Source organism: Amycolatopsis sp. NPDC051061 (assembly GCF_040682935.1).
Lineage (GTDB): Bacteria > Actinomycetota > Actinomycetes > Mycobacteriales > Pseudonocardiaceae > Amycolatopsis.
Genome location: NZ_JBFBBZ010000018.1, coordinates 150,866 through 176,485, shown reverse-complemented (window position 1 = coordinate 176,485; position 25,620 = coordinate 150,866). Strand labels below are relative to the sequence as shown.

General features: G+C 72.6%; 26 protein-coding genes. 17 read left to right on the top strand and 9 right to left on the bottom strand.

What is annotated here, in order from left to right; genetic code table 11:
- Window positions 1-18 precede the first annotated feature (18 nt).
- The 3 genes from AB0N03_RS25035 to AB0N03_RS25025 are packed head-to-tail and all read left to right on the top strand — an operon-like array spanning window position 19 to window position 4,761.
- A complete protein-coding gene (locus AB0N03_RS25035; RefSeq protein ID WP_364376242.1) occupies window positions 19-2,043 on the top strand; it encodes a CocE/NonD family hydrolase in 2,025 nt (674 codons plus the stop codon).
- 34 nt (window positions 2,044-2,077) lie between these two features.
- Window positions 2,078-3,151: an NAD-dependent epimerase/dehydratase family protein gene (locus tag AB0N03_RS25030; protein ID WP_364376239.1), complete on the top strand. Its 1,074-nt coding sequence runs from the start codon at window positions 2,078-2,080 to the stop codon at window positions 3,149-3,151.
- A 17-nt stretch (window positions 3,152-3,168) separates the two neighbouring features.
- Complete coding sequence (locus AB0N03_RS25025) at window positions 3,169-4,761, top strand: NAD(P)/FAD-dependent oxidoreductase (protein ID WP_364376236.1); 1,593 nt, start codon at window positions 3,169-3,171, stop codon at window positions 4,759-4,761.
- A 186-nt stretch (window positions 4,762-4,947) separates the two neighbouring features.
- Here the strand turns inward: AB0N03_RS25025 and AB0N03_RS25020 are convergent, their stop codons facing one another.
- Window positions 4,948-5,412 (bottom strand): SRPBCC family protein, encoded by a 465-nt coding sequence (locus tag AB0N03_RS25020; RefSeq protein ID WP_364376233.1) that lies wholly within the window; start codon window positions 5,410-5,412, stop codon window positions 4,948-4,950.
- A 53-nt stretch (window positions 5,413-5,465) separates the two neighbouring features.
- Here AB0N03_RS25020 and AB0N03_RS25015 point away from each other — a divergent pair, with 53 nt between their 5' ends.
- The gene (locus tag AB0N03_RS25015; RefSeq protein ID WP_364376230.1) at window positions 5,466-6,482 is read left to right on the top strand and encodes a YihY/virulence factor BrkB family protein; all 1,017 of its coding nucleotides are present in this window, start codon (window positions 5,466-5,468) and stop codon (window positions 6,480-6,482) included.
- Between the two features lie 4 nt (window positions 6,483-6,486).
- Window positions 6,487-6,864, top strand: a complete 378-nt coding sequence (locus tag AB0N03_RS25010; RefSeq protein WP_364376228.1) for a VOC family protein — start codon at window positions 6,487-6,489, stop codon at window positions 6,862-6,864.
- Between the two features lie 240 nt (window positions 6,865-7,104).
- Here the strand turns inward: AB0N03_RS25010 and AB0N03_RS25005 are convergent, their stop codons facing one another.
- A complete protein-coding gene (locus AB0N03_RS25005) occupies window positions 7,105-7,446 on the bottom strand; it encodes a hypothetical protein (RefSeq protein WP_364376225.1) in 342 nt (113 codons plus the stop codon).
- 134 nt (window positions 7,447-7,580) lie between these two features.
- Window positions 7,581-8,594: a DNA topoisomerase IB gene (locus AB0N03_RS25000; RefSeq protein WP_364376222.1), complete on the bottom strand. Its 1,014-nt coding sequence runs from the start codon at window positions 8,592-8,594 to the stop codon at window positions 7,581-7,583.
- A 94-nt stretch (window positions 8,595-8,688) separates the two neighbouring features.
- Between AB0N03_RS25000 and AB0N03_RS24995 the strand changes: the two genes are divergently transcribed.
- Both AB0N03_RS24995 and AB0N03_RS24990 read left to right on the top strand, forming a co-directional pair.
- Window positions 8,689-9,483, top strand: coding sequence for an SDR family NAD(P)-dependent oxidoreductase (locus AB0N03_RS24995; RefSeq protein ID WP_364376219.1), 795 nt, complete (start codon window positions 8,689-8,691; stop codon window positions 9,481-9,483).
- Window positions 9,480-10,004 (top strand): DUF1360 domain-containing protein, encoded by a 525-nt coding sequence (locus AB0N03_RS24990; protein WP_364376216.1) that lies wholly within the window; start codon window positions 9,480-9,482, stop codon window positions 10,002-10,004. The genes AB0N03_RS24995 and AB0N03_RS24990 overlap by 4 nt, the downstream gene beginning before the upstream one ends.
- 117 nt (window positions 10,005-10,121) lie before the next feature.
- On the opposite strand, the gene AB0N03_RS24985 is transcribed toward AB0N03_RS24990, so the two are convergent.
- Complete coding sequence (locus AB0N03_RS24985) at window positions 10,122-11,624, bottom strand: FAD-dependent oxidoreductase (protein ID WP_364376213.1); 1,503 nt, start codon at window positions 11,622-11,624, stop codon at window positions 10,122-10,124.
- A gap of 85 nt (window positions 11,625-11,709) precedes the next feature.
- Between AB0N03_RS24985 and AB0N03_RS24980 the strand changes: the two genes are divergently transcribed.
- The 4 genes from AB0N03_RS24980 (at window position 11,710) to AB0N03_RS24965 (ending at window position 16,718) form a co-directional block, all read left to right on the top strand.
- Complete coding sequence (locus AB0N03_RS24980) at window positions 11,710-12,984, top strand: ATP-grasp domain-containing protein (protein ID WP_364376210.1); 1,275 nt, start codon at window positions 11,710-11,712, stop codon at window positions 12,982-12,984.
- Window positions 12,985-13,054: 70 nt separating this feature from the next.
- Complete coding sequence (locus AB0N03_RS24975) at window positions 13,055-14,086, top strand: chemotaxis protein CheB (protein WP_364376207.1); 1,032 nt, start codon at window positions 13,055-13,057, stop codon at window positions 14,084-14,086.
- Window positions 14,083-14,853 carry an ATP-binding protein gene (locus AB0N03_RS24970; RefSeq protein ID WP_364376204.1) on the top strand — a complete coding sequence of 257 codons (771 nt, stop codon included), beginning with the start codon at window positions 14,083-14,085 and terminating at the stop codon, window positions 14,851-14,853. Before AB0N03_RS24975 ends, AB0N03_RS24970 begins: the two co-directional genes overlap by 4 nt.
- A gap of 11 nt (window positions 14,854-14,864) precedes the next feature.
- Window positions 14,865-16,718 (top strand): CheR family methyltransferase, encoded by a 1,854-nt coding sequence (locus tag AB0N03_RS24965; RefSeq protein WP_364376201.1) that lies wholly within the window; start codon window positions 14,865-14,867, stop codon window positions 16,716-16,718.
- A gap of 128 nt (window positions 16,719-16,846) precedes the next feature.
- On the opposite strand, the gene AB0N03_RS24960 is transcribed toward AB0N03_RS24965, so the two are convergent.
- Window positions 16,847-17,011 carry a hypothetical protein gene (locus AB0N03_RS24960; RefSeq protein WP_364376198.1) on the bottom strand — a complete coding sequence of 55 codons (165 nt, stop codon included), beginning with the start codon at window positions 17,009-17,011 and terminating at the stop codon, window positions 16,847-16,849.
- Window positions 17,012-17,166: 155 nt separating this feature from the next.
- Between AB0N03_RS24960 and AB0N03_RS24955 the strand changes: the two genes are divergently transcribed.
- On the top strand, window positions 17,167-17,886 hold the full coding sequence (locus AB0N03_RS24955) for a methyltransferase (RefSeq protein ID WP_364376195.1): 720 nt from the start codon (window positions 17,167-17,169) through the stop codon (window positions 17,884-17,886).
- The gene (locus AB0N03_RS24950) at window positions 17,873-18,079 is read left to right on the top strand and encodes a CDGSH iron-sulfur domain-containing protein (protein WP_364376192.1); all 207 of its coding nucleotides are present in this window, start codon (window positions 17,873-17,875) and stop codon (window positions 18,077-18,079) included. Before AB0N03_RS24955 ends, AB0N03_RS24950 begins: the two co-directional genes overlap by 14 nt.
- A gap of 34 nt (window positions 18,080-18,113) precedes the next feature.
- On the opposite strand, the gene AB0N03_RS24945 is transcribed toward AB0N03_RS24950, so the two are convergent.
- Both AB0N03_RS24945 and AB0N03_RS24940 read right to left on the bottom strand, forming a co-directional pair.
- Window positions 18,114-19,118 carry an iron-containing redox enzyme family protein gene (locus tag AB0N03_RS24945; protein WP_364376189.1) on the bottom strand — a complete coding sequence of 335 codons (1,005 nt, stop codon included), beginning with the start codon at window positions 19,116-19,118 and terminating at the stop codon, window positions 18,114-18,116.
- A 9-nt stretch (window positions 19,119-19,127) separates the two neighbouring features.
- Complete coding sequence (locus tag AB0N03_RS24940) at window positions 19,128-20,261, bottom strand: glutamate--cysteine ligase (protein WP_364376186.1); 1,134 nt, start codon at window positions 20,259-20,261, stop codon at window positions 19,128-19,130.
- A gap of 113 nt (window positions 20,262-20,374) precedes the next feature.
- Here AB0N03_RS24940 and AB0N03_RS24935 point away from each other — a divergent pair, with 113 nt between their 5' ends.
- A complete protein-coding gene (locus tag AB0N03_RS24935) occupies window positions 20,375-20,770 on the top strand; it encodes an STAS domain-containing protein (RefSeq protein ID WP_364376183.1) in 396 nt (131 codons plus the stop codon).
- Here the strand turns inward: AB0N03_RS24935 and AB0N03_RS24930 are convergent.
- Complete coding sequence (locus AB0N03_RS24930; protein ID WP_364376180.1) at window positions 20,767-21,855, bottom strand: glutamate--cysteine ligase; 1,089 nt, start codon at window positions 21,853-21,855, stop codon at window positions 20,767-20,769. The two genes, AB0N03_RS24935 and AB0N03_RS24930, sit on opposite strands and share 4 nt — an antisense overlap.
- A 98-nt stretch (window positions 21,856-21,953) precedes the next feature.
- On the opposite strand from AB0N03_RS24930, the gene AB0N03_RS24925 reads away from it, so the two are divergent.
- Complete coding sequence (locus tag AB0N03_RS24925; protein WP_364376177.1) at window positions 21,954-22,319, top strand: hypothetical protein; 366 nt, start codon at window positions 21,954-21,956, stop codon at window positions 22,317-22,319.
- Window positions 22,320-22,327: 8 nt separating this feature from the next.
- Window positions 22,328-22,807: a hemerythrin domain-containing protein gene (locus AB0N03_RS24920; protein ID WP_364376174.1), complete on the top strand. Its 480-nt coding sequence runs from the start codon at window positions 22,328-22,330 to the stop codon at window positions 22,805-22,807.
- A 51-nt stretch (window positions 22,808-22,858) separates the two neighbouring features.
- Here AB0N03_RS24920 and AB0N03_RS24915 read toward each other — a convergent pair whose 3' ends face one another.
- Window positions 22,859-24,316: an ornithine decarboxylase gene (locus AB0N03_RS24915; protein ID WP_364376171.1), complete on the bottom strand. Its 1,458-nt coding sequence runs from the start codon at window positions 24,314-24,316 to the stop codon at window positions 22,859-22,861.
- Between the two features lie 79 nt (window positions 24,317-24,395).
- On the opposite strand from AB0N03_RS24915, the gene AB0N03_RS24910 reads away from it, so the two are divergent.
- On the top strand, window positions 24,396-25,583 hold the full coding sequence (locus AB0N03_RS24910) for an amidohydrolase (RefSeq protein WP_364376168.1): 1,188 nt from the start codon (window positions 24,396-24,398) through the stop codon (window positions 25,581-25,583).
- Window positions 25,584-25,620 lie beyond the last annotated feature (37 nt).

Genomic DNA, 25,620 nt, shown 5'->3' with positions numbered 1-25,620 from the left:
CCCGGGAGGAACTTGCCGTTGCGAGCCGTCACCTCGCTGCCGTACGCCATCACCGAGACCGACCACGTCCGGATCCCGGTGTCCGACGGAACCGTCCTGTCCGCCCGCATCTGGCGGCCGGTTTCGTCGGACACCGAGCCGGTACCGGCGATCCTCGAGTACATCCCCTACCGCAAGCGCGACCTCACCGCGCCCCGCGACTCCATCCACCACCCCTACCTCGCCGGGCACGGGTATGCCTGCGTACGCGTGGACATCCGCGGCACCGGCGAGTCCGAGGGCGTTCTGGCCGACGAGTACCTCGAACGCGAGCAGCTCGACGCCGAGGACGTCCTGGAGTGGATCGCCGCGCAGCCGTGGTGCACCGGCGACACCGGGATGATGGGGATCTCGTGGGGCGCCTTCGCCGCCTTGCAGGTCGCGGCGCGGAAGCCGCCGAGCCTGCGGGCGATCGTGATCTCGTCGTTCACCGACGACCGGTTCGCCGACGACATGCACTACATGGGCGGCTGCCTGCTGTCGGACAACGTCGCCGAGTCCGGCACGATGTTCGCCTACGCCACGCTGCCCCCGGATCCGGCGGTCGTCGGCGAGCGGTGGCGCGAGATGTGGCGGGAGCGGCTGGACGGCTGCAGCCTGTGGATCGAGAACTGGCTCGCCCACCAGCGCCGCGACGACTACTGGCGGCACGCCTCGGTCTGCGGCAACTACAGCGACGTCCAGGTGCCGGTGCTCGCCTCGAGCGGCTGGGCCGACGGCTACTCCAACGCCGTCCTCCGGCTGCTGGCCCACCTCGACGTCCCGCGGCGCGGCCTGATCGGGCCGTGGTCGCACAAGTACCCGCACCTCGGCGAGCCGGGTCCGGCCATCGGCTACCTGCAGGAAGTCGTGACGTGGTGGGACCACTGGCTCCGCGGCGAGCACAACGAAGCCATGGACGGGCCGATGCTGCGAACGTGGCTGCAGGAGAGCGTCCCGCCGTCGACGTCGTACGAGGACCGGCCCGGCCGGTGGGTCGGCGAGGCCACATGGCCGTCGCCGCACGTGGAGCCGACCGAGCTGCCGCTGGCGCCGCACCGCCTCGCGCAACCGGGCGAGGCAGTCGAGGACCACGCGCTGACCGTGTCGTCGCCGCTGTCGGTCGGGCAGTTCAGCGGCAAGTGGGCCTCCTACAGCGCCCCGCCCGACCTGCCCTACGACCAGCGCGAAGAGGACGGCGGGTCGCTGGTCTTCGACACCGACGTGCTCACCGAGCGCTGCGAGATCCTCGGCTCGCCGAAGGTGCGGCTGGAGGTCTCGGCCGACCAGCCGGTCGCGATGGTCGCCGCCCGGCTGTCCGACGTCGCCCCGGACGGGCGCGCCACGCGCGTCACCTACGGCCTGCTCAACCTGACCCACCGCGACGGGCACGACGAGCCCGCGCCGATGGAGCCCGGCGAGCGCTGCGCGGTGGAGATCGAACTGAACGCCGTGGCGCAGGCTTTCCCGGCGGGACACCGGATGCGGCTGTCACTGTCCACTTCGTACTGGCCGCTGGCCTGGCCGCCGCCGAAGCCCGTGCTGCTGTCCGTCCACACCGGACACAGCGCGCTGGAGCTGCCGGTGCGTCCGGTCGCCGAACCGGACGAGCTGCCGGCCCGCCCCTTCGGCGAACCCGAAGGCACGCCGCCGATCCCGGTGACGGCCGTGACGCCGGGGGAGCAGCGCTGGACCGTCTCGCGGGACCTCGTCGACTACCACTCCGCGCTGGACATCGTGAAGAACGCCGGGACCGTCCGCTTCGACGACCTCGACCTGGAGGTCACCCGCGACGTCCGCGAGCGCTACAGCTGGGTCGCCGACGACTTCTGCTCGCCGGTCGCGGAGACCGAGTGGTCGGTCACGTTCGCCCGCGGCGAGTGGGTGGCGCGCAGCGAGACCCGGACCCGCGTGTCGTGCACGGACACCGAGTTCGTCATCGACGCCCAGCTCGACGGCTACGACGGCGCTCGACGCATTGTGTCCCGGAACTGGCACCGGCGGATCCCGCGGGACCTGGTCTGAGTTTCACCCGCGCGTGACGGGGTACGCACCGGGTGTGCGGATCGTGATCACCGGAGCCACCGGCAACGTCGGAACGGCGCTGCTCGACGCCCTCGAACCCGGCCACGACGTCGTCGGGCTCGCCCGGCGGCTGCCCGACACGACGGCCGAGCCCTACCGCGCCGCGGGCTGGCGCGCCGTCGACGTCGGCGAGCCGGGCGCGGACCGGGAGCTGACCAGCCTGTTCGAGGACGCCGACGCCGTGGTCCACCTGGCGTGGGCCATCTCGCCGGTGCGCGGCGACCCGCCGATGTGGCGCACCAACGACCACGGCACCCGGCACGTCCTGGCCGCGGTCGCGGCCGCGCGCGTGCCGCACCTGGTCGTCGCGTCGTCCGTCGCCGCCTACGGCCCCGCGCCCCGCTGGGAGAAGGTGCCCGAAGCCCACCCGTGCACCGGGGTCGCGCACAGCGCCTACAGCCGCGGCAAGGCCGCGCTGGAAACCCTGCTCGACCGGTTCGGGGAGCGGCACCCGGAAGTCCGCGTGGCGCGGCTGCGGCCGTGCGCGATCCTGCACCGGCGCGCCGCCGGGGAGTTCGCCCGCTGGCTGCTCGGCCCGGTCGTGCCCGCCCGCCTCGTCGGCGGGCGCGCGTTACCGGTTCCGCTGTGGACGGACCTGCGCGCGCAGATCGTGCACACCTCCGACGTCGCCGACGCGATCCGGTTGATCCTCGACGCCCGCTTCACCGGCCCCGTCAACCTCGCCGCGCCCGAAGTGCTGGACGCCGACGGGCTGGCCGCGGTCCTCGGCGGGGTCCGCGTGCCGGTCCCGAAGCCGTTGGTGCAGGTCGCGGCCCGGGCCGCGTGGCGGACCGGCGCGCTGCCGCTGCACCCGGGCTGGCTCGAACTCGCCGACCGGGCCGCGCTGGCCGACACGACGCTGGCGGAGACCGCGTTGGGCTGGCAACCTCGGTACGACGCCGCGTCCGCGCTCGCCGAGCTGGTCGCCGGGCTCCGGTCGGGCGCGGGGGCGGCGAGTGCGCCCTTGGCTCCGCCGCGCCGCGACGGGGCACTGGCCCGGCTCCGCTCCCTCACCCGGGTCGGGCCGAGCCACCAGTCGCAGTCCTGATCGCCGGGAGGCCGCCAGTGAGTACCGAAGCCGTCGACGCCGTCGTGATCGGCGCCGGGCACAACGGCCTGGTGGCGGCGAACGTCCTCGCGGACGCGGGCTGGTCGGTGCTCGTGCTGGAGGCCACGGATCACCCGGGCGGTGCGGTCCGGACCGCCGAAGTCACCGAGCCCGGCTTTCGCAACGACTTGTTCAGCGCCTTCTACCCGCTGACGGCGGTGTCGCCGGCGATCAAGAGCCTGCGGCTGGAGGAGCACGGCCTGCGCTGGCGGCACGCGCCCGACGTCCTGGCGCACGTGCTGCCCGACGACCGGAGCGTCGTGCTTTCGCGCGACATCGACCGCACGGCGGCGTCGGTCGACGAGTTCGCGCCCGGCGACGGCGACGCGTGGCGCAGGCTGTTCGAGCAGTGGCGCGACATCCGCGAGCCCCTGCTGAACGCGTTGTTCACGCCGTTCCCGCCGGTCCGCCCCACGCTGAAGCTGCTGCGCCGCACCGGCACGGCCGACGCGCTGCGGCTGGCGCGCATGCTGACGCTGCCCGCCCGCCGGTTCGGCGACGAGCTGTTCGCCGGCGAAGGCGCCCGGCTGCTGGTGGCGGGGAACTCGGCGCACAGCGACCTTTCCGTGGACAACGCGGGCAGCGCGGTCTTCGGCTGGCTGCTCGCGATGATCGGGCAGGACGAAGGGTTCCCGGTGCCCGAAGGCGGCGCCGGGGAACTGATCTCGGCTTTGGTGCGCCGGCTGGAGTCGCGCGGCGGCCAGGTCCACTGTGGACGTCCGGTGCGGGAGATCCTCATCGGCGACGGCCGCGCGCTGGGCGTGCGGGACGGCTCGGGCACTCCGGTGCGGGCCCTCAAGGCCGTGCTCGCCGACGTTCCCGCGCCGGTGCTGTACCGCCAGCTGGTGGGGGAGGAGTGGCTGCCGTCGCGGCTGGTCGAGGACCTCGGCAAGTTCGAATGGGACAGCGCGACGGTGAAGGTGGACTGGGCGCTGTCCGGTCCGATCCCGTGGACGGCTCCGGGCGCGCGCGGCGCCGGCACGATCCACCTCGGAACGGACCTCGACGGGCTGTCGGCGTTCGGCGGCGAGCTCGCGCGCGGCCGGACCCCGCGCCGTCCGTTCCTGTTGCTCGGCCAGATGACCACGACCGACCCCACGCGCTCGCCGGCGGGCACCGAGGCGGCGTGGGCGTACACGCACGTGCCGCGCGGCACGATGGAGAACCGCGCGGCCCTGGAGCGGCGGGCCAAGCGCATGGAGGAGACGGTCGAGGCGAACGCGCCCGGGTTCACCGGCCTGATCAAGGCCCGCTACCTGCAGGGGCCGGCCGAGCTGGCGGACCACAACCCCGGCTTGGTGGGCGGCGCGATCAACGCCGGGACGACGGCGATCCACCAGCAGCTGTTCTTCCGCCCGGTGCCGGGGACGGGTCGCGCGGACACGCCGGTGGACCGGCTGTTCCTGGCGGGAGCATCGGCCCACCCGGGCGGCGCGGTGCACGGCGGCCCGGGGGCGAACGCGGCCCGGGCGGCGCTGGCCCGGGCCGGGCGGCTGGGTGGCGGGTACGCGGCGGTGATCCGGGCGGCCCACCGCGCGATCTACGGCTGACTCCGGTGTCTTGAATGAGTCATTCAGGTCTGGGAGGTCCTGAATGACTCATTCAAGACGTTGGGCGGGGCGGCGCGGGTGCGAGCCGGACCCCTCCATGCGTCGCGAATGAGTCATTGGCGGCGTCGGAGGTCGCGAATGAGTCATTCGCGACCCTTGGCGTGGGCGGCGATGGGCGACCAGGGGCTACGGCCGCGGGTGGCCGCCCTTCGCCCGGGCGTGCTTGCCCGTCGCCAAATCCGCCAGCCGGGCCAGCGACTCGGTGTTCCGCGGCTTGATCAGCAGCGACTGCAGCGCCGCCGGCAACACCTTCCCCGGCCCGCGAACGATGTGCTCGGTCATCCGGACCAGGGTCCCTTCGCCGTGCGGGACGAGCGTGAGCCCGACCGCCGCCGCGCCGAGAGGCCAGCCTCGGGCCTCCAGCGACAAGGAAAGGCCCGGCTCGACCGCCGTCACCACCGTCTCGTCCTGGATGTGCACCGGCCAGGGGCCGACGCTGTGGTGGATCCGCGAGCCCACCGCCGGCCACTCCGGCTCGACGTCGCGGATGTGGGAACTTCCGACCACCCAGCCGGCGTACAGCCAGCCGTCGGCGAGGACCTCGAACACGGCCTCGGGCGGCACGTCGATCACGCGGCTGACCTCGGTCACGGCTTCCTCCTGCTTCTCGGGACCAGAGAGGAGTACCCCGTCCCGGACGGGGTATGCCCGCGCCGACGAAGCAGGAGGTGGCGGCGGTGGCCGGACGAGGAAGTGAACCCGACGGACCGGGCGAGCTGAACAAGCGGACGTGGGGCGGGGTGCTCAAACGCACCTTCAAGCAGTTCAACCGGGACAACTTGACCGACTGGGCGGCGGCGCTCACCTACTACGCCGTGTTGTCGTTGTTCCCCGGCATCATCGTGCTCACGGCGATCCTCGGTCTCCTGGGCCCGAACGCGATCCAGACCGTGATCGACAACATCAACCAGCTCGTTCCCGGGCAGAGCAAGGACATCCTCGTCGGCGCGATCAAGGAACTGGCCGGCTCGCGCGGCCTGGCCGGGCCGCTGGCGATCATCGGCCTGCTCGGCGCCCTGTGGTCGGCGTCGGGCTACATCGGCGCGTTCATGCGCGCGTCGAACTCGATCTACGGCATGCCCGAAGGCCGCCCGATCTGGAAGACGATCCCACTGCGGATCGCGCTGACCATCGGCATCGTCGTGCTGCTGGCGGCGTGCGCGCTGGGCGTGGTGGCGACCGGCTCGGTCGCCCGCCGGATCGGCGACCTGATCGGGCTCGGGTCGACCGGGGTCCTGGTGTGGGAGATCGCGAAGTGGCCGGTGATCGCGCTGCTCGTCAGCCTGGCGTTCGCGCTGCTGTACTGGGTGGGACCGAACGTGCGGCAGCCGGGGTTCAAGTGGCTGACGCCGGGCGGGCTGGTGGCCGTGGTGCTGTGGGTGCTGGCGTCGGCGGGATTCGCGTTGTACGTCGCGAACTTCGGGTCGTACAACAAGACCTACGGTTCGCTGGCCGGGGTGATCGTGTTCCTTGTATGGTTGTGGATCTCGAACGTCGCGATCCTGCTGGGGGCGGAGGTGGACGCCGAGGTCGCCCGCGGCCGCTCCATCGAGGCCGGGCGCGAGGAGGACCAGGAGGAGCCGTTCCTGCCGCCGCGCGACACGAAGGCGATGGACGAGGACGAAGCCACGGCCGTGGCGAGGGAAACCGAACGGAGCTGAGCGGATGGCCTGCCGGATCACCGAGCTCGTGCTGGACTGCCGGGACCCCGACCGGCTAGCGGAGTTCTGGTGCGCGGTGCTCGGCTACGAGGTCATCGGCCACGAGCCCGACGGTCTCGAGCTGGGGCCGCCCGGCGGCCGCTTCGGCGCCGGGCCGCCGACGCTGGTGCTGGCGCAGACGGAGAACCCGCGCCGCGGGAAGCTGCCGCTGCACCTGGACGTGAGCCCGGCGGGCGCGGACCAGGAGACGGAGCTGGCCCGGCTGCTGGCGCTGGGCGCGCGGCCGGCCGATGTCGGCCAGGACGGCAGCGAGTCCTGGGAAGTGCTGCAGGACCCGGAGGGGAACGAGTTCTGCCTGCTGCGCACGGATGTGGGCACCTGACGTCGCCAACCCCGCCAACCCCGCCAACCCCGCCAACCCCGCCAACCCCGCCAACCCCGCCAACCCCGCCAACCCCGCCAACCCCGCCGAACGCCGCGAATGACTCATTCGAGACCTCCGACGCCCCCCATGACTCATTCGCGACACCCGGCTCCGCGCGGCCGTGACTTTGCCGGAGCCCTGGCGCCGGGCGCGGTGAACGACTCGTGACATGTAGAGGCGAGGCAGGCTGACCAACCGTCAGCGCTCGTCGCTTTCGGCCGCACACCGGCGCCACTGCACCTGATCGCCGGCCCGGTCCGCGTGCCACACCGGCGTTCCCTCGGACTCCCACGTCGGCAGGAGGCGTCCCGTCACCACGCGGCCGCGGACGACCCGGCCGAACAGTTCCACGCCGTCGGCGCGCCGAGCCGCCGGGATCCACGCCGGGAACCTCGTTCCCGGCAGTTTCCGCTCGATCCATTCCCGGGCCGAGCCCTCGCTCCCGTGGTCGGATTCCACGATGCTCGACACCGGGCCGTCGCCGCCGACCGCGAGGCCGATCGACGCGCGCCAGCGCACGGGGGAAGCGTCGGGATCCATTGGTCCCAGGTTCCCGGACGACCGGGTCCGCGGGCCAGTACACGGACGGGTGGATCGGCGCTCACTCACCGTGCCCCCTGATGGTCGCGGATGGCTGAACCGTCCGGCGGGTTCCCCGCCCGGGTGATGGTTAATCACGCGCGGCTGAGCAGACGCGCGCAGGCCTTCTCCAGCACCGCCCGCGCGTCGTCCCCATCGACGCGGGCGGCCCGCTTCAGCGCCGGCGCGATCGTGCGCTCGGCGCGGTACGCCTCGATCAGCCTCGGGTCCACATAGGACGACCGGCACACGGCCGGGGTGTTGCCGAGCGCCTTCGAAACCTCCTTCATCACCCCGGCCTCCGCGCGCTTCTGCGCGGCCTTCGAAGCCGGAGCCTCCGCCGTGGCGAACGCGGTCGCCGCCAGCACCGTCGCGTTCCACGTGCGCAGGTCCTTCGCGGTGCAGTCGTCGCCGGCCAGCTCCTTGAACCGCTCGTTGATGTCGGCCGCGTGCACCTCGTGCCAGGTCCGGCCTTCGCGGTACACGAGCAGGCGGTCGCTGCCCGGCCGGCTGCGCAGCAGCGACTTCAGCACCGAGGCCAAAGCGGAGTCCCGGATCGCCACCTCACGGTCGAGACCGCCCTTGGCGACGTAGCAGAACCGGCACTCGTCCCCGCGGACCGCTGCGTGCTCCCGCAGCAGCGTCGCGACGCCGTGGGTGCCGTTCTCCTCCGCGTACTCCTCGCCGCCGGTGCGGAAGATCCCTCGATCGAGCATCCGCAGCGCTGCCGCGAGGACCCGCTGCCGGGTGAGGCCGGACCCGGCCAGGTCGGCCTCGACCGCCGCCCGCCACGCGGGGAGCCGGCGCGCCATCGCCAGGACGCGGTCGTGCTTCTCTTCGTCGCGGTCCTTGCGCCACTGCTCGTGGTAGAGGTACTGGCGCCGTCCCGCGTCGTCGGTCCCGACGGCCTGGACGTGCCCGTTCGGGTACGGGCAGATCCACACGTTCCGCCAGGCCGGCGGGATGACCAGGCCCTTGATCCGGTCGAGCAGCTCCGCGTCGGTGACCGGTTCGCCGTCGGTCGTGGCGTAGGAGAACCCGCGGCCGCGGCGGATCCGCCGGATGCCGGGGCCGCGCAGGTCACTGCGGCGGAGTCTGGTGCGTCCCATCGCGGCGAAATACCCGCCCCGTGCATCGGGAAACCATGATTGCCGGCCGCCTGCCCGGGTACGCCGGGGAGACCAATCGGAAGGGAGCGGTCTCATGACCACCGCCACCAAGCCCCTGGCCGTCGTCACCGGCGCGTCCAGCGGCATCGGGTTCGAGCTGGCGAAGCAGTTCGCCCGGCACGATTTCGACCTCGTGCTGGCCGCCGAGGACGACGAGCTGGCCGCGGCCGCCGACCAGGTCCGCGCGTGCGGGGCCCGGGTCGAGACGGTCCGGACCGACCTCGCCGCGGCCGAAGGGGTCGAGGAGCTCGTCCGGCACCTGGCCGGCCGCCCGGTCGAAGCCCTGGCCGTCAACGCCGGCGTCGGCATCAACGGCGAGTTCGCGGGCGACACCCTGCTGGCGGACCAGCTGACCGTCGTCGACCTCAACGTGCGCTCGGCCGTGCACCTGACCAAGCGGGTGGTACCGGGCATGGTCGGGCGGGGCCACGGCCGGGTGCTGTTCACTTCGTCGATCGCCGGCACGTCCCCGGCGCCCTACCAGGCCGTCTACGCCGCCTCGAAGGCGTTCCTGACGTCGTTCTCCGAAGGCCTGCGCGGCGAGGTGAAGGACAAGGGCGTGACCGTGACGGCGCTGCTGCCGGGCCCGACCGACACGGAGTTCTTCGAGCGCGCCGACATGGAGGACACCAAGCTCGCCGCGGGCGACAAGGACTCCGCGGCCGAGATCGCCGAAGCCGGCTACGAAGCGCTGATGGCCGGCGAGGACAAGGTCGTCGCGGGTATGGCGAAGAACAAGCTGCAGGCGGCCGCCTCACGCGTGCTGCCGGACGAGGCCAAGGCGAAGCAGCAGGGCAAGATGATGAAGCCCGGATCGGCGGACGCATGAGCGTCGTCAAAGACATCTCGGCCAAGGCGAAGCAGGTGCAGCGCGATTACGCCGGCGACGCCGACCGCCCGCTGGCCGGGTACGCCGGCGCCATGGGGGCGTACGGCGCCTTCGTCGGCGGGCTGACGGCGCTGGGCCGCCTGCTCGGCGCCCGGGTACCGCACCGGATCGGCGCCGCCGACACGGCGTTGCTGGGCGCGGCGACGTTCAAGGCGAGCCGGATGCTGGCCAAGGCGGCCATCACGAGCCCGCTGCGGGCGCCGTTCACCCGCTACGAGGAACCCGCGGGGGAGGACGAGCTGAACGAGTCGGTCCCCGCGAAGGGCCACGCCGGGCACGCGATCGGCGAGCTGGTCTCGTGCCCGTTCTGCCTGGACGTGTGGATCGGCACCGGGCTGGCCGCGGGCCTGATCATGGCCCCGAAGCCGACCCGGCTGGTGGCCACGGTGCTGACGGCCGTGGGCGCGGCCGACGCGCTGCACCTGCTGTACGACGCGGGCAAGAAGCTCGCCTCCGGCTAGGCGTCCGGCGGGTGCGGCGGGGCGGTCAGCTCGGCGAGCCTCCGTAGGGGTCGCTCGCCGGCCCGCCGTCGATCGCGTCGGCCAGCACCCGCCGGCACGCGGCGACGGCGGGCAGGCTCACGCGGGCCCCCGGCGCAGCGGGCGGACCGCCGGGCCCTGCACGACTTCGCCGTCCACGCCGAACCGCGAGCCGTGGCAGGGGCAGTCCCAGGTCTTCTCGGCGTCGTTGAACGAGACCAGGCAGCCGAGGTGCGTGCAGTGCGCGCCGACGGTGTGCAGCTGCCCGGCTTCGTCGCGGTGGGCGGCGACGAGCTCGCCGCCGACGCGGACGACCTCGGCGTCGCCCGGCTTGAGGTCGTCGAGCTTGTCCGATCGCCACAGGGCGGCGACGTGGTCGCCGATCAGGTACCGCGCGACGGTGAGGTTGTCCTCCGCCACGCCGAGCACCGAACGGGCGTCGAAGCGGTTGGGGTCGAACAGGTCGGCGGCCGGGTGCGGCTCGCCGAGGATCCGCGCCGCGAGGACGTGCCCGGCCGCGGTCCCGCCGGTCATGCCCCACTGGCCGAACCCGGTGGCCACCCAGAGGTTCTTCGTCCCCGGCAGGTACCGGCCGATGTAGGGCAGGCCGTCCGGGGTGGACATGTCGTGGGCGGACCAGCGGTGGGTCACGCGATGCAGGCCCGCGTGCGCGTCCGCCCAGTCCGCGAGCCGCCGGTACCGGCGCTCGACGTTCACGTGCGCCCCGACTCGGTAGTGCTCGCCGCCGGCGATCACCATCGGCGTGCCCGCGTGCGCGTACCCGCGCACGGAATGGTGCGTGTCGGTGTCGAGGAACATGCCCGCCGGCTCGGCGTTCCCGGCCGCCGGGCCCGCGACGACGAGGTCGCGGACCGGCTCGAGCCGGGCGAAGTAGAGGCCGCGGTCGAGCACCGGGTAGTGGGTCGCGACGATGACCTGGCCCGCCACGACGTCGCCGCGTGACGTGCGGACCGTCTGCCCGTTCAGCGCGGTCGCGCGGGCGTTCTCGACGACCGTGCCGCCCGCCCGCTCGACTTCATCGGCCAGGCCGAGCAGCCATCGGCGCGGGTGGAAGTGCGCCTGCCCGGTGGTCCGGACGGCGCCGAGCGCGGGCACGTCGAGCGCGACTTCCTCGACGAAGGACGCGGGCAGGCCCGCCGCCGCGGCGGCGTCGGCCTCCCGCTTCACCGCGTCGACGCTGTTCTCCCGCGTCGTGTAGACGTAGCTGTCCGCGCGGGTGAAGCCGCAGTCGAGCCCGAGCTCGGCCGCCGTGGCGGCGATCCACTCGAGGGCCGCCACCTGCGATCCGGCGTAGGTCTTGGCCGCTCCGGCGCCGTGCCGGGACGTCAGCTCCGCGTACTTCGCCCCGTGTTGGGCGCTGACCTTCGCCGTGGTGTGGCCGGACACCCCGGCGGCGACCCGCTCGGCCTCCAGCACGACGACCGAGCGGCCGCCGCGGGCGAGCAGCAGGGCGGTGGTGAGCCCGGCGATGCCCGCACCGAGCACCGCGACATCGGCCTCCGCGGGCACCGGCACCCCGGTTCGGTCCGGCGCGGGGGCGGTGTCGACCCAGAGGGACAGCGGTTCGGGCAGCGCAGTCATGGCGGCGGGATTCCCGCTCCGGGCCCGGGCAAACGGGCCGTCTGGTCCGTTTCGGCGGTTCCGCGGCCCGGGTAGGCCTTCTGACATGAGTACCAACATTTTTGTGGTCGGTTTGGACGAAGAGAACCAGCGCGTACTGGACCGCCTGCCGTGGGCGGGGACTTACGACTTCCACGGCCTGCTGACCCCGGAAGAGCTGCAACACGGCGAGATCGACTTCGAGGCGCTGCTGAAGACCGCGCAGCACCAGCTCGACGCATTCGACGGTGACGTCGCCGCGATCGTGACCTACTGGGACTTCCCGGCGGCGACGCTCGTCCCGATCCTGTGCGCCCGCTACGGCCTGCCCAGCCTGTCGCTGGAAGCCGTCCTCAAGTGCGAGCACAAGTACTGGAGCCGGCTGGAACAGCGCGAGGTGATCGACGAGCTGCCGAACTTCGGCATCGTCGACCTCGACGACGAGCGACCGGCGCCGCCCGAGGGCGTCGGCTTCCCGATGTGGCTCAAGCCGGTCAAGTCGTTCTCCTCCGAACTCGCGTTCAAGGCCCGCGACGAGGCCGAGTTCGCCGGCGCGGTCGACGAGATCCGCGCCGGCGTCGCCCGAGTCGGGGAGCCGTTCGGCTACGTCCTCGACCAGGTGCAGCTGCCGCCGGAGATCGCCCGGGTCGGCGGCGCGGCGTGCCTGGCCGAGGAAGCCCTGCAGGGCGTACAGGCCGCCGTGGAGGGCTACGTGTACCGCGGCGAAGTCGTCGTCTACGGCGCCCTCGACTCGATCAACTACCCGGACAGCTCGTCGTTCCTGCGCCACCAGTACCCGTCGCAGCTGGGCGAGGAGCCCGTCCGGCGGATGCGCGAGGTCGCCGAGCGGGTGATGAAGCGGATCGGCTACGACAACGGCACCTTCAGCATCGAGTTCTTCTGCGACCCCGAATCGGGCCAGGTCGCGCTGCTGGAGATCAACCCGCGGCACTCGCAGTCGCACGCCGAGCTGTTCGAGTTCGTCGACGGGGTCGCCAACCACGAGATCATGGTGCGCTTGGGCTTGGGCCAGGACCCCGGGCGTCGGCCCAGCAAGGGGAAGTACCAGATCGCCGGCAAGTGGTACCTGCGCCGGTTCGAAGACGGCGTCGTGACGCGCGTGCCGACCCCCGAGGAGATCGCGACGATCCAGGACCGCGTCGACGGTACCCAGATCTCGATCGTGCCCGAGGTGGGGCAGCGGCTGTCGGACCTGCCGGAGCAGGACAGCTACAGCTTTGAGCTGGCGCAGCTGTTTGTCGCGGCGCACACCGAGCACGAGATGGCGGAGAAGTACCAGGCGTGCGTCGACGCGCTGCCGTTCGGGTTCGCCGAGGAGTAACCACCGCGTTTTGTCCTGTCACCAGCGGGCTACCCGGGGAGAAGCCGAGGGTCTACCGTGGTGACAGGAGGTGGTGGCCGTGCCCGCAGTCCAGCGGGACATCGTGGTCGTCGGCGCGTCCGCCGGCGGGGTGGAAGCCCTGCAATCGGTGATGCGGTCGCTGCCCGTGGACTTCCCCGCGGCGATCCTGGTGGTCATGCACCTCCCCCCGGGAGCCCGCAGCGCGCTCCCGCTGATCCTCGACCGCGCCGGGCCGCTGCCGGCGTTCCCCGCCACCCACGGGGCGGCGCTGCGGCCCGGCGTCATCTACGTCGCGACGCCGGATCACCACCTGCTCACCGACGACGGTTCACTGGTGCTGACCCGCGGGCCGACGGAGAACGGCCATCGGCCGGCGATCAACGCGACCTTTCGCTCGGCCGCGGTCACGGCCGGGTCCCGGGCGATCGGCGTGGTCCTTTCCGGCACGCTCGACGACGGAGCGCTGGGACTTCGCTCCATCGTCGACCGTGGCGGGCTGGCGGTGGTGCAGGACCCGGCGGACGCCCTGTACACGGGCATGCCGGAGAACGCGCTGGCCTTGGTGGACGCGGAATGCGTGCTGCCGGCGGCCGAAATCGGCCCGGCGCTGGACAAGCTCGTCCGGCGGCCGGTGGAAGAGGTCGTCGCCCCGCAGCTGTCGGCCGCCCTGCTGCTCGAGGACCGGATCGCCCGGGACGGCGTGCGGCTGGGGTCCGTGGTGCCCGACGAAGACCTCCCACCCTCGGGCTTCACCTGTCCGGATTGCCAAGGGGCCCTGATGGAAGTCGACGCGGCCGGCCAGTACCGATGCCGGATCGGGCACGCCTGGTCGGCCGAGGCGCTGCTGGGCGCGCAGGACACCGAGTTCCAGCGGGCCCTGTGGACGGCGTTGCGCTCACTCGACGAAAAGGCCGCGTTGGCGCGGCGCCTGGAGAAGAACTCGGAGCACCGCAAGCACGGATTGCTGGCCCACCGGTACGCCACCACCGCGAAGGAATGCGCCGAGGCCGCGGAAACGCTGCGCAAGTTCTTGTTCTCCCTGTCGGCGGACCCGGACTCGGAAACGGAGACCTCGTCGTGAACCCCGCTGCCGGGCAGGTGCACCTGGTGCCGCAGTACCGGGCCGGGGCGACCACCGCGCTCGTCACCGGGGCGCTGAACCTGAATTCGTACCCCGACCTGCGGGACGGGTTGCTCAAGATCGCCACGGAGTCCCCCGACGGGCTCATCGCGGACATCGACGGGCTGGACGTCGACGACGCCGCGCTCGTGACCGTGTTCTCCTTGATCGCCATGCGGATCGGGGACTGGCCGGGCATCCCCTTCAGCGTGGTCACCGCCCGTCCCGAGCACCGGACGATGTTCGCCGACCGGACCGTCGACAAGTTCGTGCCGGTGTACGAAGACCGCGAGACGGCCGAGCACCTGCTGTCCCGGCCCCCGCGTCGCCGGGCCGCTCAGCTGCTCGCCCGTTCGGTGAACTCGTCCGCTCTCGCCCGCGACTTCGTCCGCCGGGTGTGCGCCGAATGGGGCGTGGCGGGCCTCACCGAAGACGCGCTCCTGATCGCGACGGAACTCGTCGAGAACGCCGTCCGGCACACCGAGTCGCCGCCGCGGCTGCGGCTGGAGCTGCGGCGCGGCATCCTGAGCGTCGCGGTCAGTGACGACAGCCCGCGCCCGGCGGTCCTCCTGGAGCGGCTCAGCTCCCTCGAACCGGGACTCGGCCTCCGCATGATCGCCCAGGTGGCGAAGGTGTGGGGTTGCAGCCGCTCGTGGTCGGGTGGCAAGACCGTCTGGGCTGTGCTCACCAGGCGTGCCGCTCCTTCGAGCGGCCGCGACCGCGGGTAGCGTGTCGGACCGTGACCGAGCTCAAGGAACCCAACGGCGAATTCGAGTCGGTGCTGGCCTACCTGAAGGAGTCGCGGGGCTTCGACTTCACCGGCTACAAGCGCAGCAGCCTCATGCGGCGCGTCTGCCGGCGGATGACCCAGATCGGCATCGACAGCTACACGGAGTACATCGACCAGCTCCAGGTGAACTCCGAAGAGTTCGTGGCGTTGTTCAACACGATCCTGATCAACGTCACCGGGTTCTTCCGGGACCACGAGGCGTGGGAGTACCTGCGTGAGCACGTGCTGCCCGGACTGCTGGCCGAGCGCAACCCGGAGGAGCCGATCCGGGTGTGGAGCGCCGGCTGCGCGGGCGGGCAGGAGGCCTACAGCCTCGCCATGCTCTTCGCCGACGCGATCGGCATCGACGCGTTCCGCCAGCGGGTCAAGATCTACGCCACCGACGTCGACGACGACGCGCTGTCCCAGGCCCGGCACGCGGCTTACACCTCCGCTGAGGTCGAGGGGCTCGACGAAGGTCAGCTGGAGCAGTACTTCGAACTGCAGGGCAGCCGCTACTGCTTCCGCAAGGACATGCGCCGGTCGGTGATCTTCGGCCGCAACGACCTGGTGCAGGACGCGCCGATCTCGCGCATCGACCTGCTGGTCTGCCGCAACACCCTGATGTACTTCAACGCCGAGACGCAGACGAAGATCCTCGAGCGGTTCCACTTCGCGGTGGCGCCCAAGGGCCTGCTGTTCCTCGGCAAGGCCGAGATGCTGCTCTCGCACGCCCGGATCTTCGAACCCCTCGACCTCAAGCGCCGGGTGTTCCGCAAGGCCGTCAACGCGCCGGTCAGCTACAACCACTTCGTCTCGCCGGGTTTCCCGCAGCGCCGCAACCACGACATCTCCGGGCTCGCAGAGCTGCGCGAGCACGCCTTCTCGGCGAGCCCGGTCGCCCAGATCGTGGTGACCGAGGACGAGCTCACCGCGCTGGTCAACGCGCAGGCGGAGGTCGCGTTCGGACTGTCCGAACGCGACATCGGCCGTCCGCTGCGCGACCTCGACGTGTCCTATCGCCCGGTGGCGCTGCGCGCTTACGTCGAGCAGGCGCGGCTGGAGCGGCGATCGTTGCGGATCAAGGACGTCGAGTGGCGCCGGGCCGGCGAGGCCGTCTGGTACGAGGTCCACATCAACCCGTTGACGGGCAAGGACAAGAAGCTGCTCGGCGTGTCCATCGTGTTCCACGACGTCAGCTGGGCACGGCAGCTGCTCACCGAGCTGGAGCACACGAACCGCCAGCTCGAGTCGGCGTACGAAGAGCTGCAGTCGACGAACGAGGAGCTCGAGACCACCAACGAAGAGCTCCAGTCGACGGTGGAGGAGCTGGAGACCACGAACGAGGAGCTCCAGTCCACCAACGAGGAGCTGGAGACGATGAACGAGGAGCTCCAGTCGACCAACGACGAGCTCCAGACGATCAACGACGCGCTGCGCGAGCGCAGCCGCGACCTCGACGAGGTCAACGAATTCCTCGAGTCGGTGCTGACGTCGGTCAGGGCCGGGATCGTGGTGGTCGACCGGGAGATGCGCGTCAAGGCCTGGAACCGCGGCGCCGAGGACCTGTGGGGCGTCCGCCGGGAAGAGGCGGAGGGGCGCCACCTGCTGAACCTGGACATCGGCCTGCCGCTGACGGAGCTGCGTCCGGCGGTCCGGGACGCGCTGGCGGACGCCGGGTTCCACCGCGAGATCAAGGTCGATGCGATCAACCGCCGCGGCCGCGCGACGGTGGTCCGCCTGCGGTGCAGCGCACTGCGCGGGACGAACGGGGAGAGCCAGGGCGCTCTGCTGCTGATGGAGGAGACGCCGGCGGCCGCGTGACCGGGGTTGCGGGGACGGCCGAGGCGCACCGGCACGAGCACGGTCCCGCCTCGTCGAGTCGCCGTGCCGCGGGTCCGGGGCGGTAGCGCCGGCCGTCTCCAGTGGACATCTCGGTTCGTCGAGCGACGTCAGCCGGACTGCGGGTCGCTGTCGTCGTGCTGATCGCCGCTCGAGGTGCCTTGCTCGCCGCGGAGCGTTTCGCGCTGCGCCTCGGGGGTGTCGCCGTGCGGGTCGTCGCCACGCGCGCCTTCCGCCGGGTCGGTCGGGTGCTGGGTGCGGTCCTGAGACGTCATCTTTCGTGCCTTCCCTCGTGGTCCTTCCGGATCGGATACCCCGCGGCCGCCGGTTCAACCGGCGGCGTTTGCCCTGATCTTCGCCGGGTAGCCGGGTGCGACGCGGTAGTCCGCCGGCGAGTGCGCCGGGCCGCGGCGAGGTGAAGGAGACCGAGATGACCACGTCGGCGGAACCCGTCCGCCCGGGCCCCTTGGCCGCCCGGCCCGTCGTTCCCCGGCCCGTGCCGGCGCCCCCGCGGCTGCTGCGCCTGCCGGGCGTCTACCGCCCCCAGGAGGACACCGCCCTGCTCGCGGCGGCGATCGGCGACCTGGCGATCCCGCCCGGTGCCCGGGCCCTCGACCTCTGCACGGGCACCGGCGCGCAGGCGCTGACGCTGGCCCGCCGCGGCGCGGAAACCGTGCTGGCGCTGGACCTCTCCCGCCGGGCGCTGGCTTCGGTGCGGCTCAACGCGTTCACCCGGCGGCTGCGCGTCCGCCCCCGCCGCGGAGACCTCATGACCGCACTGGCGGAGGGCCCGTTCGACGTCGTCGTCGCCAACCCGCCCTACGTGCCCTCCCCGGCCCCGACGGTCCGCTCGACCCGCGGCTGGGACGCGGGCCCCGACGGCCGCGCGATCCTCGACCCGCTGTGCGCCCAGGCGGGCACGCTGCTGCGCCCCGGTGGCACGCTGCTGCTCGTCCAGTCGGCACTGTCCGGTGTGGACCGTTCGCTGGGAATGCTGTCCGCGCAAGGACTCCGGGCGTCGGTGGATCGGCGAGTCCGCATCCCGTTCGGCCCGGTCCTTTCCGGACGGACGGAGTTCCTGGAAGCCGCCGGGCTCATCGAGCCGGGACAGCGGATGGAGGAGCTGGTGGTGCTGCGTGCCGACCGCTGAGCGGCCCCGCCGGGTCACGGTCGTCCCGGGCGGCCCGGTCCTCGTGGAAGGACCGGTCGAGCTGTGCACGCCCGACGGCGAGGTGGTGCGGTCCGATCGGTTCGTCGTCGCGGTGTGCGCGTGCCGCCGGAGCAAGCGGTTCCCCTTCTGCGACACGAGCCACCGCAAACGGGTGCGGACCCGGGAAGAGTGACCGCCGGCGACCTCTTCGGAGGTCGCCGCCGCTTTCAGCTCGCCGGCAGCGGCCGGCGCAGCGAGGAACCGCCGGCGCGCCAGCGCTCCAGCAGCCGCGCGCCGAAGCGGCCCTCCAGGAACTCCGTCGCCTGGATCCCGAACACGACGTCGGCGGCCAGTTCGGGCTCCTGCTCGAGCAGGTCGCCGAGCACGTCGTGGCGCATCACCTGTTCGTGGACCGCGTCCGCCTCGATGTGCTCGGTGAAGAAGAACCGGCACGCCTCGGGCGCGGCCAGCCGCCGCAGCGCCTGGTCCATCCGCGTCGCGGACGGCGCCGTGGTGATCTCCGCCGCCGCGAAGTGGCCGCAGAGCGCGCCGCGCAGCGACCGGTGGAGGCCGAACATCGACATCATGTTGACCACGGCGAACATCGGGCCGGGCACGTGGTCGATCAGCTCGAGGTACCCGTCCGGCAGGCCCGCCGCGCGCAGCAGGTCCGCGTACAGGCGGGCGTGCGCGAGTTCCGCGCGGCCACCGCCGAACTCGTCGAACTCCACCGCGACCAGCGCCGCCTTGGCCCGGCCGCGCAGCCGCGGGATCACCCACGCGTGCGGGTCGGCCTCCTTGTGGTGGTAGACCGAGCGGTGCGCGAAGTACTCCCGCACGTGGGTCCAGTCGCCGTGGTCGCGTAGGAAGTGCGAAACCCCTTCGACGTCCAGCGGTTCGACGAGCAACGCGTCGAGTTCCGCCTGGACGTCGTCGCCGCCCGGCACGTTTTCGCGCAGCGCGGCCAGGAATCGCGCCTCCAGCGCGCCGCGCAGGCGCAGCAGTTCCGGGTCCCACTCCCAGTCGGCCGACACGCCCGGCAGGCCCTGGTAGTGCAGTTCGTAACACAGGTGCAGGGCGAGCTGGAGGTCGTCACCCAGCGGGTCGGCGTCCGCCAAGCCGTCGAAGCCGAGGTCCGCCCGCGGCTGGGTGCGCAGGAGCGTCTGCAGTACGGACTCCGAAAGCGGGCCGCGCGACGCCGGCAGCGTGGCGGCGGCGGTGAAGGTGGTCATGCCCGGGGACTACCCGGTGAGCCGCGTTCCATGCCCGGCGGGCACGGTCCGCGCGGTGAGCCACCGCACCGCGGCCGCCGTCCCGCGCCCGGCCACCGCGCGCTGCTGCGCCGAACCGGTCCCGTCCGCGCGCAGCGTCGCCGCGAGCGCTTGGACCTCGACCAGGTCGCCGCTCTCCGCCAACGCCGTCCGGACGTGCTCGAGCAGGGCTTCGACCAGTGTCCACGCCGGACGGCGCGTCTCGTCGAGAGCGTCGACGAGCAGGCCGGTCAGCCCGTGGCGGGCCGCGGCGAACACCGCCGCCGCGGACACCTGCGGGGACAACGGCGCGGCTTCCCGCCCGCGGGAGAGGTCGTCGAGCGCCCGCCGGACCAGCGCCCGGCTCAGGAGGGCCTGCAGCACGGCGTGGTCGACGGTCAGCGCGGTGTCGGCGACGCGGAGCTCGACCGTCGGGAACCGGCCGGACGGGCGGGCGAGCCAGAACGTCTGGTCCGGGTCGACGAGCGCGCCGCAGTCGACGAGCGTGTCGACCGCCCGGCGGTATTCGGCGTGGTCGCGCAGGTGCGGAGCGATGCCGGAGCCCGGGAAGCGGGACTGCAGGACCATCCGCCAGCTGTGGTAGCCGGTGTCGCGCCCGTGGTCGAACGGCGCGTTGGCCGACAGGGCGAGCAGCGTCGGCAGCCAGCGGCCGAGGTGGTTGACGACCGCGACCGCGGTGTCGGGGTCGGCGACCCCGACGTGGACGTGGCAGCCGCAGGCTTCGTAGTCGGCGACCACCGCGCCGTAGGCGGCGTCGATCTCGGCGTACCGGCCGGCCGCCGCGGGCGGCGGCGTGGCCGGTCCGGGCCCGAGTGGCGTGCCGGTCGCCAGCAGGGCGCAGTCTTCGGCCGCGGCGGCCCCGGCCAGCACCCGGCGGGCCGCCGTCAACTGACCGCGAAGCTCGCCGGCGGTCGTGCAGATGCCGCTGGCGGCCTCGATCTGGGTGAGGCGCAGTTCGCGGTGCACGCGGACGCCGTCCGGCAGCGGCCCGTGGTGGTGGTACCGCGCCAGCACCGGCTCCGCGCACGGCGAGGCGTGCCCGGTGCGGGGGTTGACCAGCAGAAACTCCTCTTCGACACCCATCGTGGGCGGGCCGTCGGGCATGGGCGGGCTCCTTCCGCGCGGGCGCTCGTCCGCGGTTACCCGCTCCGGTCGCGGAAATGCGCCCGGGCCGGGGGCTTGTTTGGCCGGGAACGCGCGAGGGGTACTTCAAACCCATGACCACTTACGAGCGGCCGCGCGTGACCGGCCCCGCTCCGCCGCAGACGCACCGGCTGCCGTCGCCCCGCGTCGCCTCCGGCGGCGACCTGCGCAGCGAAACCCGATGGAAGACCGCCGACGCGATCGTGGTCGAAGTCGGCGGGGAGGTCGACGGGTGCACCGCACCCTTGCTGGAGGCCACGCTGGCCGGGCACGTTCGTGCCCGCCCCGGCGTCCTGCGGGTGGACCTCGGCCAGGTCGAGTTCCTCGGCGCCGCGGGCTTGCGGGTCCTGCTGAGCGCCCAGCGGGACGCCGAAGCCGCGGGCGTCCACCTCGTCGTCGACCCCGGCCGCTCCCGCGCCGCCGTCCGCGCGCTGCAGCTGCTCGACCGGCTCGACGCAGTCCTGCCCTAGCCGTTGCCGGTCAGCAGGTCGACGACGTCCGTGCCTCGCTGACGTTCCGCGAAGGCGCGGCGCTGCCGATCGGCGCCGCCTCCTTCGGCGGCGAGCCGGGCCGTCTCCTCCCGGGCGAACTCCAGGTCTCCCGCCGCTTCCAGCGCGGGGGCCGTCAGCTCGATCAGGTCGTCGAGCACGGCCTTCGCGGGCTCCAGGTCGCCGGTGCGCGGATGCGGGCAGCACCCGGTCACGCCTTCCTTCGACGCCCGCCAGAGCCGGCCGCGCAGCACCTCGTTCGACAGCTCCGGTGACCGCTCGCCATCGGCCAGCGCGGTCGCGACGAGACCGCGCGCCAGCACACCCAGCAGTACCGCTTCCACCGGCGTCGCGGCGACGTCGGCGATGCGGAATTCGAGCGTCGGCTGCTTTTCCGACAGCCGGACGTCCCAGTAGATCATCCCGCGGTCCAGGATCGCCCCGGAGCGCAGCCAGCCGTCGACGATGCTTTCGTACTCGTCGAGCGAGGCGAACCGCGGCGGCGGACCGGCCGAGGGCCACCGGCTCCACTGGTGGTAGCGCCAGCTGGCGTACCCGGTGTCGTAGCCGTCGGCGATGGCCGAATTCGCCGTGAGCGTGAGCAGCGCGGGCAGCCACGGCCGAACGCTGTTGAGGACCCGGATCCCGCTCTCCTTGTCGGGGATCGCGACGTGGACGTGGCAGCCACAAGTGAGCGAAGTCCACGCGGTGGCGCCGAAGTGTTCGGCCATCCGCTGGTAGCGCGGGTTCGGCGTGATGCGCGGCGGCTCCGCTTCGGACAGCGGGGGAGCTCCGGCGGGCAGCAGCCGGTAGCCGCGGGCACGGGCCGACCGGTCCAGGTCGGCGCGTAGCCCGCTCAGCTGGCGCAGCGCTTCGGCGTGCGTGCTGCAGACGTCGGTGGCGGCCTCGGCCTGCGACAGGTTGAGCTCGTGTTGCAGCTCGCCCTGGACGTCCGCGGCCGCTTCCGCGGCGTCGACGACATCGTCGCCGGCCTGCGAAAGGTGGCCACGGCGGTCGACGACGAAGAATTCCTCTTCGATGCCGAACGTCAGCACGTCTGGGTTCACCGGTGCACTCCTGGAGGTCGGGGGAGTCGAACGGGTACCCGCGCGAGGGGGCACGCAAACGGCGTTTTCCCCGGCGGGGAGCGGGTATTCGGGCGGCTATGAACCCGAGCACCGCGTCTTCGCCTTCGCTGCTGGCCGCCGACGCCGGGGCCACCGTGCGCCGGCTGTCCCGCTGCGTCGGCGACGGCGAGCTCGACTCGCCGGCTGAGATGTACCGCGTGCTCGGCGCCCTGCGGCGGCTCGCGGACGACCTGACCCACCTGCTGCCGGCCCTGCAGGGCCGGCTGGAGGAGGGCCTGCTGTCCGGTCGGGTGGCGGGCCACGGCGGCGAAGCCGTCGCGGCGACGTGGGACTCGGTGGGCGACGTCGGCCGGGCGCTGGCCCGCGCCGGCACCGTCGCCCTGCTGATGACGAAGGAACTGGAGAACTCCCAGGTCGCCCTGCGGGACCTGGCCACACCGTGAGGACACCGATGTCGACCGACGCGATCGTGCTGCTGAAGAACGACCACAAGACCGTGGAAAAGCTGTTCAAGGAGTTCGAAAAGGCGGGGGAGGACGCTTACGGGGAGAAGCGCCGGCTCGCCGACTCGATCATCGAGGAACTGACCGTCCACGCGTACATCGAGGAGGAGATCTTCTACCCGGCCGCGCGCGAAGCCGTGCCGGAGACGAAGGACCACGTCCTGGAGAGTGTGGAGGAGCACCACGTCGTGGTGTGGATGCTCTCCGAGCTGCTCGACCTCGACGCCCACGACGAAACCTTCGACGCCAAGGTGACGGTGCTGACCGAGAACGTCCGCCACCACGTCGAAGAGGAAGAGGACGAGTGGTTCCCGGAGGTCCGCTCGGCCATGGGCCGCAAGCAGCTTCAGGAACTGGGGCAGCGGATGATCGATGCCCGTTCGGCCGCGCCGAAGAACCCCTTGGAGCTGAAGAGCGCGAAGGCCTGACTTACCGATCGGCGAAGGCGGCACTTTCCCGGGAAAGTGCCGCCTTCGGCATCATTTGGCGACCACCCGGACCGAGTCCAGCGCGGAGTCGGCCGGGTCGGGCAGTTCCATTCCCGCTTCCAGCCCGCTGCGCAGGTAGTCGAGCATCGGCTTCGTGATCACCTCGCCCGGCAGCACGCCGGGAGCGCCCGGCGGGTACGGCGTGATCATCTCCGCCGCGATCCGGCCCGGCGCGTCGTCCAGGGAAACCTGCTCCGTGGGGCCGAAGAACGCGTCGCGCGGCAACATCGCGGTGTCCAGCTCGAACTCGTGGGGCGGCGGGATCTCGACCTTCGGCGGGGTCTCGAACCCCGGCGCGGCCTTCATGAGCGCTTCGAGCGCGGAGACGAGCACGTCCGCTGTCTCGTCGTCATCCGAATGGTTGATCTGGGCCACGGTCCGGCGGTGGTCCGACAGCCCGACGGTGACGTGCTGGTGCTCCCGGAGCCAATCGGCGGCCTGGTACCCGCTGATGCCCAGCGGTTCGAGGTCGAGCACGACCTTCAGCGGGTCCACGGAGTCCGCGAGGTCCGGTCCGAGGAACTCGTCGTGCAGCACCGTGAACCCGAGGTCCGAGAGCCGGCCGCGCACCGACTTCACCAGGGTGAGGGCCCCTTCCAGCAGCTCTTTGCCGTGCTCGGCCATCTGCCGCCGCCAGCCGTCGAGGGCGGCGTACACCAGCGAACTCGGGCTCGTCGTGCCGAGCAGGTCCTCGCGGGACTTCAGCACGGCCGGGTCCACCCGGTCGCCGCGCAGGTGGAACACCGAGCTCTGCTCGACCGCCGCGCCCATCTTGTGGACGCTCGTGACGCACACGTCGGCGCCCGCGAACATCCCCCACGGCGGCAGTCCGTCGTGGAAGGGCAGGTGCGCGCCCCACGCCTCGTCCACGATCAGCGGGATGCCGCGCTCGTGGCAGAACCCGGCCACCGCGCGGATGTCGCCGCAGGTCCCGTAGTCGGTCGGGGTCACCATCAAGGCGCCCTTCACGTCGGGCTCGCGCTCGAACGCCTCCGCGTACTCCCGCGGGCCCGGCGGGTGGGTCAGGTGCTGCCCGGCGTCCCAGTGCGGGCGCACCCACACCGGCTGGACGCCGCTGACGATCAGCCCGGCCACCACCGACTTGTGGACGTGCCGCGGCACCAGCAGCTTCTCGTGCGGCCCGGCGACCGCGAGCATGGCGCTCTTCACCGAAAGCGAGCTGCCGCAGGTGGAGAAGAACGTGTGCTCGGCGCCGACCGCGTCGGCCATCAGCTCCTGCGCCCTGGCGAGCACGCCCTGGCGCATCAGCCGGTCGTCGAGGCCGTTGAGCGCGATGACGTCGGACTCGAACACCTGGGCGCCGACGACGTCCAGCACCCGCGGATCGACGCCTCGGCCCTGCTTGTGGCCGGGAGCGTTGAAGGGGACGTAGCCGACGCGGTGGTAGTCGCGCAGCGCTTCGAGCACCGGTGCTTCGCTGTGGTCCATGCGCGCGAATAGCCGGAAGCCGGCCCTGTGAAACACTGCGCCTGGTGTGACCGTGCGTGGTGGGGGTATTCCGATGGGCATGGAGTGGCACGAAGAGCTGCATGAGCGGGCGGACGAGCGGGTCGAGCAGCTGGCCGAACGGCTGTGGGCGGTCGCCGCCGCGCTGCACGAACGGCCGGAACTGTCCTATGAGGAGCACGCGGCCGCCGAGTGCCTGACGCGGGAGCTGGCCGCGGACGGCTTCGAGGTGGAAACCGGCGTCGCCGGGCTGCCGACGTCGTTCGTCGCGCGGGCCGGGAGCGGGCGGCCGTGCGTCGCGCTGCTGCTGGAGTACGACGCGCTGCCCGGGCTGGGGCACGCGTGCGGGCACAACCTGATCGCCGCGGCCGGCCTCGGTGCCGCCCTGGCGGCGCGCGAGGTCCTGGCGGACGGCCCGGGATCGCTGCTCGCGGTCGGGTGTCCCGCCGAGGAACGCGGCGGCGGCAAGGTGGCGCTGGCCGAAGCGGGTGTCTTCGACGACGTCGACGCGGCGTTGATGGTGCACCCCGGTGTCCATTCGTGGTCCTGGGCCCCGCTGACCGCGCAGGTGGAGCTGAAGGTGACCTTCCACGGCCGCGCGGCCCACCCGACCGGTGACCCGGAGGCCGGCATCGACGCGCTCGCCGCGCTGATCCAGGCGTTCGGCGCGGTCTCGGCGCTGCGCCAGCGCCTGCCCGCCGGCTCCCACGTCCAGGGGATCATCACCCACGGCGGCGAGGCGACGAACATCGTCCCGGACCGCGCGGAGGGCCGCTTCGGGCTCCGCGCGCTCACGACCGGCGCCCTGGACCGCCTGGTCGAGGACGTGACGGCGGGCGCGCAAGGCGCGGCGCTCGCCACGGGCGCGAAGGTCGACGTCGAACGCCTCGGGCGCGGCTACGCGCACTTCCGCGACAACCCGGTGCTGTCCGAACGGTTCAGCGAGCACCTGGCGGCGGGCGGGATCCACGCGACCCCGCCCGCGCCGGGGGTGTTCCTGGGTTCGTCGGACATCGGCGACGTGAGCGTCCGGGTCCCGGCGATCCACCCGTTCGTGGCGATCACGGCGGAGGAGAACTCGGACCACACGCCGGAGTTCGCCGAGGCGGCGGCGAGCCCGCGCGGGCGCTCGGCGATGCTGGCGTCCGCGGCGGCCCTGGCCCGGACGGCGATCGACCTGCGGACGCACCCGGCGCTGGTCAGCCGGGCGTGGGACTGCTTCCGGGACTTGGCGCGCAACGAGCGCTGATGTTCGTGAAGGCCACCTTCAGGAACGTAGAGTTCCT